This window comes from Pseudomonas sp. NPDC087690 (assembly GCF_044743175.1).
Lineage (GTDB): Bacteria > Pseudomonadota > Gammaproteobacteria > Pseudomonadales > Pseudomonadaceae > Aquipseudomonas.
The window spans coordinates 26,069-41,864 of sequence record NZ_JBIUVX010000019.1 but is presented as its reverse complement, the minus strand read 5'-3'; the positions used below and the strand labels follow the sequence as shown (position 1 = coordinate 41,864).

At 60.2% G+C, this 15,796-nt stretch carries 18 protein-coding genes; 10 read left to right on the top strand and 8 right to left on the bottom strand.

The window, feature by feature from the left end; translation table 11 throughout:
* Positions 1-92: 92 nt before the first annotated feature.
* Positions 93-398, bottom strand: coding sequence for a PsiF family protein (locus ACIPIZ_RS18195; RefSeq protein WP_064388692.1), 306 nt, complete (start codon positions 396-398; stop codon positions 93-95).
* Between the two features lie 63 nt (positions 399-461).
* A complete protein-coding gene (locus tag ACIPIZ_RS18190; protein WP_105705832.1) occupies positions 462-1,256 on the bottom strand; it encodes a helix-turn-helix transcriptional regulator in 795 nt (264 codons plus the stop codon).
* A 96-nt stretch (positions 1,257-1,352) separates the two neighbouring features.
* Between ACIPIZ_RS18190 and ACIPIZ_RS18185 the strand changes: the two genes are divergently transcribed.
* On the top strand, positions 1,353-2,240 hold the full coding sequence (locus tag ACIPIZ_RS18185; protein WP_122855508.1) for a DMT family transporter: 888 nt from the start codon (positions 1,353-1,355) through the stop codon (positions 2,238-2,240).
* Positions 2,241-2,349: 109 nt separating this feature from the next.
* On the opposite strand, the gene ACIPIZ_RS18180 is transcribed toward ACIPIZ_RS18185, so the two are convergent.
* From ACIPIZ_RS18180 to ACIPIZ_RS18170, 3 genes are all read right to left on the bottom strand, one after another.
* Positions 2,350-3,228 carry an esterase/lipase family protein gene (locus tag ACIPIZ_RS18180; protein ID WP_401166478.1) on the bottom strand — a complete coding sequence of 293 codons (879 nt, stop codon included), beginning with the start codon at positions 3,226-3,228 and terminating at the stop codon, positions 2,350-2,352.
* A 91-nt stretch (positions 3,229-3,319) separates the two neighbouring features.
* On the bottom strand, positions 3,320-3,625 hold the full coding sequence (locus tag ACIPIZ_RS18175) for a multidrug efflux SMR transporter (protein ID WP_064388685.1): 306 nt from the start codon (positions 3,623-3,625) through the stop codon (positions 3,320-3,322).
* Positions 3,626-4,264, bottom strand: a complete 639-nt coding sequence (locus ACIPIZ_RS18170; protein ID WP_401166475.1) for an FMN-dependent NADH-azoreductase — start codon at positions 4,262-4,264, stop codon at positions 3,626-3,628.
* A gap of 120 nt (positions 4,265-4,384) precedes the next feature.
* Between ACIPIZ_RS18170 and ACIPIZ_RS18165 the strand changes: the two genes are divergently transcribed.
* Positions 4,385-5,320 carry a LysR substrate-binding domain-containing protein gene (locus ACIPIZ_RS18165; RefSeq protein WP_122661051.1) on the top strand — a complete coding sequence of 312 codons (936 nt, stop codon included), beginning with the start codon at positions 4,385-4,387 and terminating at the stop codon, positions 5,318-5,320.
* 98 nt (positions 5,321-5,418) lie between these two features.
* Positions 5,419-5,952 (top strand): bacterioferritin, encoded by a 534-nt coding sequence (locus ACIPIZ_RS18160; protein ID WP_034151608.1) that lies wholly within the window; start codon positions 5,419-5,421, stop codon positions 5,950-5,952.
* A gap of 93 nt (positions 5,953-6,045) precedes the next feature.
* On the opposite strand, the gene ACIPIZ_RS18155 is transcribed toward ACIPIZ_RS18160, so the two are convergent.
* Complete coding sequence (locus ACIPIZ_RS18155; RefSeq protein ID WP_401166472.1) at positions 6,046-8,121, bottom strand: AsmA family protein; 2,076 nt, start codon at positions 8,119-8,121, stop codon at positions 6,046-6,048.
* 385 nt (positions 8,122-8,506) lie between these two features.
* On the opposite strand from ACIPIZ_RS18155, the gene ACIPIZ_RS18150 reads away from it, so the two are divergent.
* The 7 genes from ACIPIZ_RS18150 (at position 8,507) to ACIPIZ_RS18120 (ending at position 13,816) form a co-directional block, all read left to right on the top strand.
* Positions 8,507-9,013, top strand: coding sequence for a hypothetical protein (locus ACIPIZ_RS18150; RefSeq protein WP_105705851.1), 507 nt, complete (start codon positions 8,507-8,509; stop codon positions 9,011-9,013).
* Between the two features lie 155 nt (positions 9,014-9,168).
* Entirely contained in the window at positions 9,169-9,801 is a 633-nt protein-coding gene (locus ACIPIZ_RS18145; RefSeq protein ID WP_064117221.1) for a TetR family transcriptional regulator, read from the top strand.
* Positions 9,802-10,102: 301 nt separating this feature from the next.
* A complete protein-coding gene (ureE, locus tag ACIPIZ_RS18140; protein ID WP_064388675.1) occupies positions 10,103-10,603 on the top strand; it encodes an urease accessory protein UreE in 501 nt (166 codons plus the stop codon).
* Positions 10,600-11,274, top strand: coding sequence for an urease accessory protein UreF (locus ACIPIZ_RS18135; protein WP_064388673.1), 675 nt, complete (start codon positions 10,600-10,602; stop codon positions 11,272-11,274). The genes ureE and ACIPIZ_RS18135 overlap by 4 nt, the downstream gene beginning before the upstream one ends.
* 11 nt (positions 11,275-11,285) lie before the next feature.
* Positions 11,286-11,900: an urease accessory protein UreG gene (gene ureG, locus ACIPIZ_RS18130; RefSeq protein ID WP_007915910.1), complete on the top strand. Its 615-nt coding sequence runs from the start codon at positions 11,286-11,288 to the stop codon at positions 11,898-11,900.
* 27 nt (positions 11,901-11,927) lie between these two features.
* Positions 11,928-12,500 (top strand): HupE/UreJ family protein, encoded by a 573-nt coding sequence (locus tag ACIPIZ_RS18125; RefSeq protein WP_105705855.1) that lies wholly within the window; start codon positions 11,928-11,930, stop codon positions 12,498-12,500.
* Positions 12,501-12,682: 182 nt separating this feature from the next.
* On the top strand, positions 12,683-13,816 hold the full coding sequence (locus ACIPIZ_RS18120) for an AGE family epimerase/isomerase (protein WP_401166466.1): 1,134 nt from the start codon (positions 12,683-12,685) through the stop codon (positions 13,814-13,816).
* Between the two features lie 122 nt (positions 13,817-13,938).
* Here the strand turns inward: ACIPIZ_RS18120 and ACIPIZ_RS18115 are convergent, their stop codons facing one another.
* Both ACIPIZ_RS18115 and ACIPIZ_RS18110 read right to left on the bottom strand, forming a co-directional pair.
* A complete protein-coding gene (locus ACIPIZ_RS18115) occupies positions 13,939-14,844 on the bottom strand; it encodes a cation diffusion facilitator family transporter (protein WP_122661055.1) in 906 nt (301 codons plus the stop codon).
* Positions 14,845-15,018: 174 nt separating this feature from the next.
* Complete coding sequence (locus ACIPIZ_RS18110) at positions 15,019-15,783, bottom strand: SDR family oxidoreductase (protein WP_007915905.1); 765 nt, start codon at positions 15,781-15,783, stop codon at positions 15,019-15,021.
* Positions 15,784-15,796: the final 13 nt, after the last annotated feature.

Sequence of the window (15,796 nt, the reverse complement as noted above, 5' to 3'; positions counted from 1 at the left end):
CACCGCGGTCAGTTCCCTCTCCCTCTGGGAGAGGGTTAGGGTGAGGGCAAATCTCAAGCGGACGCGTCGACCAGGTACCCCACCGAATCCAGTTATTTTTTCTTCAGGCAATCACTCATAAACGCCTTGCGCGCATCGCCGGTCAGCGCCTTGGTTTTCGCATCGGCGTTGCAGGTGGTCATTTTCTGCTGCTGCGGGGTCAGGGCCTTGGCATCGTTGGCCGCTGGCGCTGCCTTGAGGCAGGTGCTCATGAAGGTTTTGCGCTCATCGCCTTTCAGGCTCTTGGCGGTCGCATCGGCATTGCAAGTGGTCATTTTGTTCTGTTGCGCCGTGGCGGCGAAACCCTGGGAACACAGGAGCAAACCAATCATCAACAACGGCACACGCAACATCTTCATGGAGTTTTCTCCTTGTCGCCGCACCGATGGGGGCGGCCTCTGCTGGAGTGTAGCCAAATCTTGTTACACCTTCCTGCCTTCGAGATGGCTACGGCGATACTGCTCCGGCGTACACCCCGCCTGCCGGGCGAACATGGCGATAAATGCCGAACCGCTGCTGTAACCGAGGTCGAAGGCAATTTCCTGCACGCTGCGGGTAGTTTCCAGCGCCTCGATCGCGGCGAGATAGCGCAGACGCTGACGCCACTCGCCGAAACTCATTCCCAGTTCCCGAACGAATTGCCGGGCCAGCGTGCGTTCGCTGACGTGCACCTGCAGCGCCCAATGCGCCAGCGGCTGATTGTTGCCCGGCTCGGCCTGCAAGGTTTCGAGGATTGCCAGCAATCCGGAGCTGCTCGCGTACGGCAGATAACACTCATGCACCGGTGCCTGCTGCAATTGATCGACCAGAACCTGCGCCAGCCGTTGATCGGCATCAAGTTCGGGAATCTTCACGTCGCGGGCGGCGAAATCTTTGAGAATCGCCTTGAGAATGTCGCTGATGGCCAAGGTGCACGCGCGCCGGGGCAAATCGGCGCAGACCTTGGGATCAAGACACACCGCGCGATAGTTGACCGGTTGATGGCTGTAAAAACTGTGCTCGACCTGCGGCGGCACCCACACCGCGTATTGTGGCGGTGACATGAAGCGGCTGCCGTCGACGTCCATGTGCAGCACGCCGTGCGCCGCGTATTCCAGCGTGCCCCACGGATGACGGTGCGGTGCGGCGAATTCATGGGCGTTGAAATCGGCGTAACGGAAGTACACCGCCGACGGCAGCTCGCTGAAATCCAGCAGATCGATGTGTTTACTGTTCATGCTGTCCGGTTTCAGAGGCAGGTTGTCCGGTTCGAAGTATAGGCTTGCATCCAGACAACGGATAATTGCCTTTCATTAACGTACTGGTTTCAACTCATGCAATACGCGTTTCCGCTGCTGGCGATTTTTATCTGGGCCGGCAATACCGTGATCAACAAACTGGCGGTCGGGGCGATTTTCCCCGCCGAGATCGGTTTCTACCGCTGGCTGCTGGCCGGCTTGTTGTTCACGCCTTTCATGCTCAAATCGGTGATCGCGCACTGGCCGCAGATCCGTCCGAACCTGGGCAAAATCTTCGTACTGGGCGTGTTGGGCATGGCGGTGTATCAGAGCCTCGCCTACTTCGCCGCAACCCTGACCACCGCGACCAACATGGGCATCATTCTGTCGCTGATGCCGTTGATGTCGCTGGCCATGGCGATCATCAGCCTTGGGCAGCGCCTGACTGCCGGCGCATTGGTGGGCGCGGTGCTGTCGTTTGCCGGCGTACTGGTGGTGGTGTCGTCCGGCAGCCTCGGCGCGTTGCTGCAGCACGGCGTGAACATGGGTGATGCGATGATGCTGATCGCGACCCTGGCCTATGCGATCTACAGCACGCTGCTGAAAAAATGGCAGTTGCGCCTGCCGCCGCTGGTGTTGCTGTATTTGCAGGTGCTGGTGGCGATTGTCGTGCTGTTTCCACTGTATGCCGCTTCGCCGAAGACCGGTTTGACCCTGCAGAACATTCCGCTGGTGTTGTATGCGTGTCTGTTGGCGTCGATGCTCGCGCCGCTGGCGTGGATGCAGGCTGTACAGCGTCTGGGGCCGAGCCGCACGACGTTGTTTTTCAATCTGCTGCCGTTGATTACTGCGCTGATTGCGGCGGTGGTGTTGAAAGAGCAGTTGGCGATGTATCACCTGGTGGGCGGGTTGTTGACGTTGGGTGGGGTGATTCTTTCCGAGCGCTGGACCACCGTGATGGGCCGCCGAGTCAGCGTTGCCTGATGGAAAAGATCGCAGCCTGCGGCAGCTCCTACATGAGTTCGGGGCGTTCACAAAATTTGTGTTCGACACCGAACCTGTAGGAGCTGCCGAAGACTGCGATCTTTTGATCCTAAAGGCCTGCAGCCTCAAGCCGCGCCGCATGCTCGACAAACAGCCGCACCGGATCCGCACCCTTGCCAACCAGCCCCAGCGACTGGTTGACGATGTCGAAGTGATCCAGCGGATAGTCATCGCCAATCACCGTGCCCAGATGCGAGCTATACCGCCCGACCATCCCATCGCACTGCCCCGGCTCACGCACGAAGGTTTTCGCAAACAAGCGACAACTTCGATTGGTCCCGTCGAACAAATTCCCGCCGCGATCAGTCTTGCCTGGCTGCAACGTTCCCGACCATGAGTAATAACGTACGCCATTGACCTCTTCCGGCCCATGCCCGCCCCACGTTTCCGGCAAGCCCTGTGGACAACGCTGATTGAACAGCGCCACGCCCTCAGTGGTCAGCGATTGGTGCGAGGCGTGAATATCCACTGGCAGTTTCGGCCCGTGATAACCGGTTTCCAGCAGCGCCATCAGCCACCCGACAAAACGCAGCAGCGCTTCAAGAATCCGCCCTTTGGCGCTGTCCGCCGGGTAATGTTTTTGCAGATAGTCAGCCAGTTCCGAGCCGTGATTGGGCCCGGCCACCGACGTGACGGACGCCACCAGATCCGGCCGTTTCGCCGCCGCATAGCGCGCCGTCAGCGAGCCCTGACTGTGGCCGAACAGGTTGACCTTTTGCGCCCCGGTCTCACGCAATATCTCATCGATGCGTGCGAGCAACTGTTCGCCGCGCACCTCTGTGGAATTGAGCGGCGATACCTGCACCGCAATCACCGTTGCACCACCACGGCGCAACGCGCCGATGATGCCGTACCAGTACGGATAAAGAACCAGCCGGATAAACCCGAGCATGCCGGGCACCAGCACCAATGGATAACGCGTCGACATGGGCAAACATCCTTGTGTTCGGTGAGTGGATGCAAGGCGTGCAAAACGCCCGCCAAGCCTCCTCCATGATCATGACAACTCGACCATCAGCCTACTTCAGGCCCACCACCCCCGCCACAATCAGCCCGACCGAAACCAGTTTGACCAGGGTCAGGCTCTCGCCGAGCAGGGCAAAACCGAGAAACACCGTGCCCAGAGAGCCAATCGCCGTCCAGATCGGGTAGGCAATGCTCACCGGCAATTCACGCATCGCCAGGGTCAGAAAATAAATCCCGCCGACGGCCGCGACCACGGTGATCAACGACGGCCACAGTCGGGTGAAACCTTCGGCGTACTTCATGCCCATGGCGAAGGTCACTTCAAAACCGGCGGCGATCAGCAGGAACATCCAGGCCATTTAGAACACCCGGGCGAGCTCGAGCAAACGCTGCTCGGCCTCGGCCACCGACACCGCGAAGGTGCGTTCAGCGGACTCTTCGCCTTCGGCCGCGACCACGCTGACGTCATTGATGCCGATGAAACCCAGCGCCGTGCGCAGCCATGGATCGGCATGATTCAAAGCCTCCAGCTCGCCGCCCGGACCAAAACCGAAGCCGCCGCGACTGGTCACGATCAAGGCTTTCTTGCCCTGCAGCAAAGGCGTGTATTGAGCAACGCCATTGTCCAGCGTGTGATCGAAGGTCAGGCCCAGGCGTACGATCTGATCGACCCAGGCCTTAAGACCGCTGGGCACGCTGAAGTTGTACATCGGCGTGGAAATCAGCAGCAGGTCGTGATCGAACAACTCGCCGACCAGTTGATCGCTCAGGGCCAGATCGGCCTGCATCGACAGTGGTCGGGCCTCAGGCTGTGGATGAAACGCGGCAGCGACAAAGGCTTCGTTGACCGCCGGAATCAGCGCCCGCCCGACCTCGCGGCGAGTCACTTGCGCCTGCGGATGGCGCACCTGCCAGGCACTGAGAAAACTTTCCGCCAAGCGCCGCGAGTGAGAACGGTCACCACGGGGGCTGGCGTGGATCGCAAGAATTTTGCTCATCTGAAACTCCTTGAGGCTAGACTTTGATTGCTGTGCCGCTGCAGATTGCAGGCAGCACACCATTGCCTCAAATGAGCAAAAATCAGTCGGGATGAATTAATTTCATCCATGGAGCGTTGAATGTTTGCTTCACTGCCACTCACCGCCCTGCGCGCCTTTGAATCGGCATCACGACTGCTCAGTTTCAAGGCTGCCGCCGAAGAGCTGTCAGTCACGCCCACGGCGATTTCGCATCAAATTCGCTCGCTGGAAGACTGGCTCGGCGTTGCATTGTTCGAACGCCTGCCGCGCCAGGTGCGCCTGACCGAGGGCGGCGAGCGCTTGTTCCGCAGTCTGCACGGTGCCTTGCTGGAGGTGGCGCAAAGCGTCGACACCCTGCGCCCGCAGCGCAACGCCAGTACGCTGACGCTATCGACCACCGCCGCCTTCGCCGCGCTGTGGCTGGTACCGCGCCTCGGGCGCTTTTATGCCCGGCACCCGAACATCAACGTACGCCTCGATACTCACTGTGAAGTCATCGATCTGCATCAGGACGCCAGCGTCGATCTGGTGTTGCGCTACAGCCTCGACGACTACCCGAACCTTTATGGCCTGTGCCTGTTCGATGAGTCGTTCGGGGTTTACGGCTCACCCGAGCAAGTGGCGCTGGCCGCGAGACGCACACCGACGTTGATCAGCGTGCGTTGGCACAACTCGAAGCTCTACGCCCATGGCTGGGAAGCGTGGTGCGCGAAGGCCAGCGCAAACTGGCTGAACCAGCAACCGGCCATCCGCGAATACGATGAAGAGCATTACGCCCTGCAAGCGGCGATTGCCGGACAAGGGCTGGTACTGGCGAGCAATATCCTGGTGTCGCAGAGCGTTGCCAGTGGCTTGCTGGTGCCGTTCATGGGTCAGGTTCAAGTCGATGGCGCCGGGTACAGCGCGTTGTGTGTGCCGGGGCGCGAACGGCATCCGCCGGTGCGGGCGTTTTTTGCCTGGTTGCGCGAGGAAGCAGTTTTGTCCGGGCTGGCGCCAAGATCGCAGCCTTCGGCAGCTCCTACAGGGGTTGCGTAAACCGATAAAACTTTTTGCAACGCTCATGACTCACAGCTTAGGTACCGACCGCGTCCGCAGAACGTGGCGACAATCGGATTAGCCTCCAGGAGATCGAAATGAGCGACGACCTGCATCTGTCAGATGTTCAAACCCTGCGCGACCGTGCGCGCCAACACGTCGAGAACGGCGCCGTCACCGAGGGCTACAGCGCCGACCGTGAAGAGGTGCTGCGCTTGCTCAATGAATCGCTGGCCACTGAACTGGTCTGCGTGCTGCGCTACAAGCGCCACTACTTCATGGCCAATGGCGTGAAAGCGCATGTGGCCGCCGAAGAGTTTCTCGAGCATGCTACCCAGGAAGCCCAGCACGCCGACCGCCTGGCCGAGCGCATTGTGCAATTGGGCGGCGAGCCTGAGTTCAACCCCGACCTGCTGTCGAAGATGTCCCACGCGCAATACGTGGCCGGCAATACCCTGAAAGAGATGGTCTACGAGGACTTGGTGGCCGAGCGCATCGCCATCGACAGCTATCGCGAGATCATTCAGTACATCGGCGAGAAAGACCCGACTACGCGGCGTATCTTTGAAGATATCCTCGCGCAGGAAGAAGAGCATGCCGATGACATGGCTGACATCCTGAACGACCTCTAACCCCTATCGCGAGCAGGCTCACTCCTACATTTGGAATGCGTTCCCATGTAGGAGTGAGCCTGCTCGCGATGGCGTCTTTATAAGCGCTGAAGATTACTTGGTAGGTTTAACGGTAACCGGCGCCTTGCCCGCCTTCATCTGCTCCAGCAACGGCGCACACTGATTCGGCTCACCGCCACTCGGCGCCACCAGCGCCAACAGCCCCGCCGCTGGCGCCGCAATCACGCCCAACGCCACCATCCCCGCCCCGCGCAACATCAACGGCACAGCCTTCACACCCGCATCTGGCTTGATGAACTTGCCACGCACATACAGCGGTGAACGCAGGGAAATCAAACGCCAGCCCTTGGATTCCGGCGTCACGGTCAGATCCAGCTGCTCAGTGGCCATGTTCGCCGTGCCGTCGATATAGATGATCGCGTTCTCGGTATCGAAGACAAACAGCTGCGTGGTCGCCAGACCGGTCTTGATGTCGAAGTCCGCCGCCGCGCAGTTGATCTTCACTTCCTTGTCGCCAAAGATCTTGCCGACCACATAATTGCCGACGTTGAGCCCGGCCAGTTCCATCAGCTCACGGCTGATCGCGCCGTCGTTGATCAACATCTTCAATTTGCCATTGGCGCCGCCCAGCAGCTTGGCGACCGAGTTGCCACGCCCAGTGATATCGGCGTCGCCATTAAGCTCGCCGAAACTGGTCTTCATCGGCTCGAAGGTCGGGAACAGCTCCTTGAGTTTGAAGCGGCGCGCCGTCAATTTGGCCCGGCCTTCCAGCGGTTCGGTGCGGCCGTTGAGGCGGATCTGCGCATCGAGATTGCCGCCCGCCACGCCGAAACGCAGTGGCTCGAGGCTAAGTTCGCCGTCGTTGAGTTTCAGATGGGTATAGAGGTCGTTGAACGGCAGCTTCTCGCTGTGGACGATGCGCTTGCCGGTGAACTCGACATCGGCGTCCATTGCGCGCCAGCGATCAGTCTTGAACTCTTCCACGGGCAGCACTTTATCGGCCGGCTGTTTGCTCTCGCCGCTGCGGGCCTTTTGCTTGTCATTGGAGTCGGCGCCGATCAGTGGCGCGAGGTCGGCGAACAGCAGTTGATTGGAGAGCAGCGCGCCGCTGAGCTTTGGCCGTGGCTGACTGGCGACGTAGGTCAGGTCGCCATGGATATCACTGCTGCCGATCTTGCCGTTGAACTGCTCATAGGTGAATTTCGCGCCGGCCGCGTCATGCAGCTTGGCGATCAAATGGCCGTCGGTGGAGTACGGCGGTGTATCGGGCAGGGTCACACCGGTTAGCGGATAGAGATTGCCGAGGCTGGCGCCGGCCAGTTTCAGGCGCAGATCGAGGGCGCCAAGGTTAAGCGGGTCGGTCAGCGTGCCGGCCAGTTCGATGCTGGTGTCGCCAATCTTCGCCTGGGCCTGCAACGGGAACGGCTTGCTCGCGTCCTGCAATGCCAGCAGCCCGCCGATCTTGCCTTGGCCGGTGAGGTTCTGAGCGTGGTATTGGCCTTTGACCTTCAGCGCAAACGCATAATCCTGCGGTGCACCGCCCTTGTCCTGCGCGGTTTTCGCCGCTTTGGCACCGACGATGTCGCTGTACGGAATCGGCTTGCCCAGTGGATCGATCAAGACATCAAGGTTGGTCTTGAGCGTCTGATCGTCAAGGGTAACGTGGCCCTTATCGAACCCGATGGCGCCGATGTCGACCACCCAGTTCGACGGCTCGGCGTTCGGATCCTTCGGATCGAACTTGAACGTCCAGTTGGCGCGGCCATCGGCCAGGCGTTGCAGCTCGGCGTTGGGTTCGGTCAGGTCAATACGCGGGATCACCACGCGTTGCGCCAGCAGCGCCAGAGGCGAGATGCGCAGTTCCACGCGTTTGAGCGTGACCATCTGCGGTTGCTTCGACCAGTCCGGGTTGCCCAGGCTCAAATCCTCAGCGACCACGTGCGGCCACGGCACCCACGCGCGCCAGCCACCCTCGTCCGGCTCGCGCTGCCAGATCACCGCGAGGTTGCCGTTGATGGCAAACGGTCGGTGCAGTTCTTCCGAGACTTTGGCGTTGAGCGGTGGTTTGATCCGGTTCCAGTCGAAGAACACGATGATCAATACCAGCACGGCCAGTAGCAGCACGAGGATGGCGAAGGTCCAGCTGAAGATTTTTCCAGTGCGCGTCATGCACAAAGCTCCTGATCACGACCGCACGCAAAGACTGCGGCGCACGGCTGAAACGGCGGGCCAAAGCGGCCCTCATGAAATCTACGACTGGCAAACCAGCCGCAGGTTTAATCGAAAGGTCGATTAAGGCGCAAAAAGTCGCGCGAATTCTGACCGATCAGTCGAACAGTGTTACCGCGACCCGCACTTTTGCGAGGCGCGAGTGAGTCGGAAATACCCACCCCGGTGCAAAACCGTCGTCCGGAAAAGCCCGATCTAGAGCCTCCGGGCAGAACAATCAATTCTGTTGATTATTACCATTGCGTTTATGAACTTTTATATCGACTTATCGAGAGTAGCATTGCCCTCGTACCCACTTTATCGCCCTCCCAAGGAGCAACCCATCATGAAACGCCAATTACTGCTCAGTCTTACCCTGTCGATGCTAGCCAGCACTGCTTTCGCCCTGCCCGCTGCCGACCAAGCCACTCCGCAAGTGAAATCCAGCCACTCGGTATTCAGCCAAACCGTAGCTGCTGACGGCGGCGACCGCACTCCACAGGGCCAGACCCTGGCTGAAAACGGCCGCAACCGCCTGGAAGAAAAAGGCCTGGTGCAAGATGGCTATGACAAGACTCCACAAGGTCAGACCGTAGCCGAAGGTGGCCGTGATCGCCTCGAAGAGAAAGGTCTGGTGCAAGACGGTTCCGATCGCACTCCACAGGGTCAAACCCTGGCGTCTGATGGCAGCGACCGTACACCACAAGGTCAAACCCTGGCTTCCGATGGCAGCGACCGTACACCACAAGGTCAAACCCTGGCTTCCGATGGTAGCGACCGCACTCCCCAAGGCCAGACCCTCGCTGAAGGCGGCGGTGATCGTGTGATCGAACGCAACAGCGCTTTGAGCTAAGCCCATGGCGGCCTCGAAAAAAAGCCCAATCACCCGATTGGGCTTTTGACTTTTCAACCCCGCTGAAATCCTCCTCCGTATCTCCTCCCGTTCGACGCCGACAAAGCCGATTTGCTAGAGTGCCGCGCTTGTCCTGCCGAAAGACACACCCTGCGATGCTGCCCCGCGCCGAACAGAAACAACAGACCCGCAACGCCCTCATGGACGCTGCCCGCCACTTGATGGAAAGCGGCCGAGGATTCGGCAGCCTGAGCCTGCGTGAAGTGACGAAAACCGCCGGCATCGTGCCGACCGGTTTCTACCGGCACTTTGCCGATATGGACGAACTGGGCCTGGTGTTGGTCAGTGAAGTAGGCCAGACCTTCCGCGAAACCATCCGTCTGGTGCGGCACAACGAATTCGTCATGGGCGGCATCATCGATGCGTCCGTGCGGATCTTCCTCGACGTGGTCAGCGCCAACCGTTCGCAATTCCTGTTTCTCGCTCGCGAGCAATACGGCGGTTCGCTGCCGGTGCGTCAGGCCATTGGTCGCCTGCGCGAGAACATCAGCTCCGACCTGGCTTCTGACCTGACGATGATGCCCAAGCTGCAGCATCTGGATGCCGCAGGCCTGAGCGTAATGGCTGACCTGATCGTCAAATCGGTATTCGCCACCCTCCCCGACATCATCGATCCGCCCGCCGAAGCCCTGCCGGAGCATCTGACGCCACAGGCGAAGATCACCCAGCAGTTGCGCTTCATCTTTATCGGGCTCAAGCACTGGCAAGGGCTGGGCAGTACCGAGTAACACCCCTCTTCCTTACTGATACATCCGGTCCCCTGTAGGCCTTCGCCTGCTCGCGATTGCGGTTTATCAGCTACATATTTGCTGACTGACACTCCGCTATCGCGAGCAAGCTCACTCCTACAAAGGTGCGGCGTCACAGCCTCCATTTGGTGCATTAAAAAATCTTCACGCACCAAAACCTTCCATATTCCCGCAACATCTTGAAACATCCACTACGCTCCGACAGGGATTTCCTACATCTCGTCCGATTGGCAAGGCCCTTGCTCTAGCCAGAGTATTGTCCATAGCTGGAAGCTTTCCGATGCTGGTGATTCACCGCAGAACCGACCCTCAACCCGTCTGGGCCGCCGAGTTGCACCTGACCTTCGAAGCGCGGAGCAAAAGCCGTCTGCGCTGTTTCAGTGCCGAAGGCGAAGACGTCGGGTTGTTTTTGGAGCGCGGTCAGCCGCCGCTGTATGACGGCGAATGCCTACAGGCTGAAGACGGCCGAATTGTCCGCGTCTGCGCCCGCCCTGAGCAATTGCTGCACGTCACCTGCGCCAATGCTTTCGAGCTGACTCGTGCGGCTTATCACTTGGGTAATCGCCACGTCGCCCTGCAAGTCGGCGATGGCTGGCTGCGTCTGCTCGACGATTACGTGCTCAAAGCCATGCTCGAACAGCTCGGCGCACAGGTCGTAGCCATCGAGGCACCGTTCCAGCCGGAACACGGCGCCTATGGCGGCGGCCATCACCACTCACGCCACGGCGACGAAGACTTCAACTACGCACCGAAACTCCATCAGTTCGGCGTACGCCTGTGAATCCGGCCTGGGCGCTACTGCGCCTGGCCAGTCCGCAATTGCCGATTGGCGGCTACAGCTATTCGCAAGGCCTGGAAATGGCTGTGGATAATGGCCGCGTCGATAACCCGCAAAGCGCCCGGCGCTGGATCAGCGATCAATTGCTGCTCAACCTCGCCCGCTTCGAGGCGCCGCTGCTGCTCGCGCATTGCCAAGCGGCGGCGGATGAACAATGGGCGGAGTTGCTGAGCCTCTGCGAAAGCCATCGCGCCAGTCGCGAGACCCGCGAGTTGCATCTGGAGAGCCGGCAGATGGGCTATTCGTTGCAGCAACTGCTCAACGGCCTACCGGAACTCGACGCGCCCGCCCGCGATTTTCTCGATCAATGCCCCGAACCGCATTTGGCCTTGTGCTGGGCGCTGGCCGCGCGCGCCTGGGGCATCAGCCCGCAGGACGCCCTCGCCGCGTGGCTGTGGAGCTGGCTGGAAAACCAGCTCGCCGTCTTGATGAAAACCCTGCCGCTGGGCCAGCAAGCCGCGCAACGCCTGACCAGCGAATTGCTGCCGCTGCTGCAACAAGCACAGCAGGACGCCAGCCGAATCAATCCCGACCACATGGGCAGCGCCGCGTTCGGCCTGTCCCTGGCGTGCATGGCCCACGAGCGCCAGTACAGCCGCCTCTTCCGTTCTTAGGAGAAACAACCATGAACACACAACCTCTGCGCGTCGGCATCGGCGGCCCGGTCGGTTCCGGCAAAACCGCTTTGACCCTGGCCCTGTGCCTGGCCCTGCGCGAGCGCTACAACCTCGCCGTGGTGACCAACGATATCTATACCCGCGAAGACGCCGATTTCCTCGTGCGTAACGAAGCCCTCGCGCCGGAGCGGATCATCGGCGTGGAAACCGGCGGCTGCCCGCACACGGCGATCCGCGAAGACGCCTCGATCAACCTGGAAGCGGTCGATCAACTGAACCGACGTTTTCCGGGGCTGGATTTGATTCTGGTGGAGTCCGGTGGTGACAACCTCTCGGCGACCTTCAGCCCCGAACTGTCCGACCTGACCATCTACGTGATTGACGTTTCGGCCGGCGACAAGCTGCCACGCAAGGGCGGGCCGGGGATCTGCAAGTCCGACCTGCTGGTGATCAACAAGATCGACCTCGCGCCGCTGGTTGGCGCTTCGCTGGAAATGATGGACAGCGACACAAAGCGCATGCGCAACGGCAAGCCGTTCGTCTTCAGCAACCAGAAAACCGGTCAGGGCCTTGAGCAAATCATCGCCTTCATCGAACGCCAGGGCCTGCTGACTGCAGCCTGATTCACTTTTCAACAAGGAAGCTTATCCATGACACTCAAACGTATTCTTGGCGCCGTGGCGCTGCTGCTGACGCCAGCGCTGGCATTCGCTCACCCGGGGCATGGCGACAGTGGTTTGATCGCAGGCATCAGCCACCCGATCGGCGGCCTCGACCATTTGCTGGCGATGGTGGCTGTTGGCTTGTGGGCCGCGCAGCAGCAAGGTGCGGCGCGCTGGGCGCTGCCGTGCACGTTTGTCGGCACCATGCTGATGGGCGGCCTGCTCGGGTTTGAAGGGCTGCAATTGCCGGCGCTGGAAAGCGGGATTGCTGCGTCGGTGCTGGCGTTGGGTCTGGCGGTAGCGCTGGCGGTGCGTCCGCCGTTGGTCATGGCGGTGGTGGCGACGGCGGTGTTTGCGTTGTTCCATGGTGTGGCGCATGGCTTGGAACTGCCGGACATGAGCAGTCCTTGGGCGTATGCGGCGGGTTTTGTGGCCGCGACAGCTGCGCTGCATGCGGCGGGTTATGCCGTGGTGCGTTTCCTGCCTCAGGCGGCTGCGCCGCTGGTGCGCTTGGCCGGAGCGGCTTCGGCAGTGACCGGGGCCTGGTTGCTGGCCGGCTGATCTTTTAGCGCCTGCACTGGCCTCTTCGCGAGCAGGCTCGCTCCCACAGGTTTTGTGTACGCTGCAAATCCACTGTGGGAGCGAGCCTGCTCGCGAAGGCGGTCTGACAGACACCACATCGCTCAGGCCGGTCTCTCTGCTACCATGTCGCGCAATCGCCCCAGCCGTGACGACGTCCGCCCATGCCCCACGCTTCCCGCTCCACCTCCCTGCCCGAATTGACCACCCTGTTCGGCGCTGTTCAAAAGCACTTCGTCAACGTCATAGTGCCGCTCTGGCAAGGCCCGGGCTGGAACGCCGACATGGCGCTGCCTTTTGAGGCGCTGGACGCCGCGCATCAGCCGCTGCCACCGCAGCGCTATCGGGCGATGGCCTGTGCGCGGCAGCTGTATCTGTTTTCCAGTCTGATCGGGGTTGTGGATAACGCTGAAGTGCGTGCGGCGGTGCTGTTCCGCTCCTTGCAACGGCACTTTCATGACGCCGAGCACGGCGGCTGGTTCTACAGCATCGATGCCCAAGGCAAGCCGCTGGATCAGCGCAAGGATCTCTACACCCACGCCTTTATCCTGTTCGCTTGCGCGCATTACTGGGCAAAGTCTGGCGATCCGCTGGTCGAGTCGACGTTGAATGCGGCGCTGGAAATCATCGGCCGGCGCTTTGCCACCGGCGATGGTTTGTACGAAGCGTGCCTGGAGCGCGACTGGCTCACCCTGCAAACTGGGCCGCTGCAGAATCCGTTGATGCATCTGGCCGAAGCGTTTCTCGCCACCCTGGCGGTTCGCGAAGATGCCCAGACGCAGAAAGCATTGCTGGAGTTATGCACAGCCATGCACAAACGTTTCGTCGATCCGCAACATGGCGTGTTGATGGAGAAGCCGCTCGGGGCTGTGGATAACTGGTATGAGCCGGGGCATCAGTTCGAATGGTATTTCCTGCTCGAATCGTCGCCGTTGTTGCGCGGTTCGAAATTGCACGCGGCGCTCGACCGCGCGTTTGCCTTCACCGAGCAATACGGTGTGGTGCAGTCATCGGGCGCGGTGAGGGCGATGCTCGATCTGGAAATGGACGGACGCCCGCGAGATTCGACTCAGCGGATCTGGGCGCAGGCGGAATACCTGCGGGCGCTGACGTTGCGTCAGGGCAGTGAAGCCGTAGTGCTGCACCAGTTGCAGGCGTTGCAGCAGCGGTTTCTGCATGCCGGTGGCTGGCATGAGTGCCGGGATGAATTGGGCGAGGTGAGTCGCAAGGACATGCCTTCTACCACGCCGTATCACTTGGCGACTTGCTACCACGGTCTGGCTGAATATCTTCGCTGATTTATAGATCGCTTTCGCGAGCAGGCTCGCTCCCACAGTTGATTTGTGCTGCTCACAAATAGTGTGTTCAACGCAATTCAATGTGGGAGCGAGCCTGCTCGCGAATGGCCGTTATAAGGTCTCTAGGCGATCCACTTCTTGTCCCCGGTAAAGCTGATGGTCAACCAGCGCGCCGCATCCGGCTTGCCCAGCTTCGCCGAAATCTCCTCACGCAACGTATCCAGCTGACTGACACTGCTCAGCGCATAATCCGCCGGCAACACCACATGAATCTCGATAAACCGTGCCCGCCCATGCTTCTGCACGTACGACACATAGTCATCAAAACCATGCTCGGTTTTCGCCGCATCCATCACTTGGCGCACCTGATCATCCAGCGTGTCCGGCGCGATCCCCAGCACATCGCGTAAGGCCGGGCCAAGGATCTTGAACGCCGGTGGCAGCATGGTCAGCGCCAGTACAATCAGGATCAGCGGGTCGACATACACTGCCCACTGGCCATAACCCTGCGATTTCAACAGCAACGCCGCGAGGAAGCTTATCAACAGGCCCACGGATAGCATCGCGTCCACCAGCCAGCTGATGTTGTCGAACTGGATCAGGCTGGATTTGAGCGTGCGGTTACGGTGCCGTACGTAGAAGAAGTAGGCGAATTCGACCACGGTAAACACCGCTGCATAAATGATCACCAGTCCTAGCTCGATGTCGCGGCCACCGTTGATGATGCCGAACACTCCGTTGAGAAACGCGTAGATCGCGATCAACATCAGGAAGCTGCCTTCGATCAGCAGCACCATCGGCTCCAGGTGCCAGAAACCGAACTGGAAACGGTGGTTGCTTTCCTTGGCGATCAGCTTGGCAGTGATCAGCATCAGGACTTTGATGAACGTTGCGATCAGCGAGAAAAAACCATCGAAAAGGATGGATTGGGAACCTGAAACAAAACCGGTGACAATCCCGGCAATCGCCACAGCCAACATCAGAATGGTCGATTGTTTGAGCAGTGCCTGCTCACCTCGGTTACTCACTTTGACTCCTCGAAAACCCTGAAAACCGCGGGGTGCGGTTGGGTTGTTGCGAAGGGAGTTTACCTTATCGCCCTGTTTTGGCCGATTTGCCTCCTTCGCGAGCAGGCTCGCTCCCACTTTGAAATGCATTCCAATGTGGGAGCGAGCCTGCTCGCGAAGAACGATGACGCGGTGTCAGGCCTTGTTCCGCTCGATGGCAAAACCCGCCCAGGTCTGGCTCACCGGCATCAACTCCAGGCTGTTGATGTTGATGTGCGCCGGCGCATTCATCACCCAGAAAATCGTCTCGGCGATGTCCTGCGGCTGGATCGGCTCGGCACCGGCGTAAGTCGCGTTGTAGCGCTCCTGATCGCCAGCGAAACGCACCAGCGAGAATTCGCTTTCGCACAGGCCCGGCTCGATGTTGCTGACGCGCACGCCGGTGCCCTGCAAGTCGCAACGCAGGTTCAGCGAGAACTGTTTAACGAACGCCTTCGTCGCGCCATACACATGGCTGCCCGGATAAGGATAGTTACCGGCGATGGAGCCGAGGTTGACGATGCCTGCGCCACGACCATGGGCGATCAGGCGCGGCAGCAGCAGGCGGGTTGCGTACATCAGGCCTTTGACGTTGGTGTCGACCATGGTGTCCCAATCGTCCAGATCGCACTTCGGCGCAGGATCAACGCCCAGTGCTAAACCTGCGTTGTTGATCAGTCCGCGCAGCTTGGCGAACGACGGCGGCAGGTTGGCAATCGCCTCTTCCATCGCCTTGCGATCACGCACGTCGAGGACCAGGCCGTGCACTTCGGTCTGCTTCGACAACTCGGCGCACAACGCATTGAGGCGTTCTTCACGACGGCCGGTCAGCACCAGTTTCCAGCCAGCCTCGGCAAAACGGCGGGCGCAGGCTTCACCAAATCCGGACGTCGCGCCGGTGATAAACAGGGTGTTGGACATCGTGTTCTCCTTG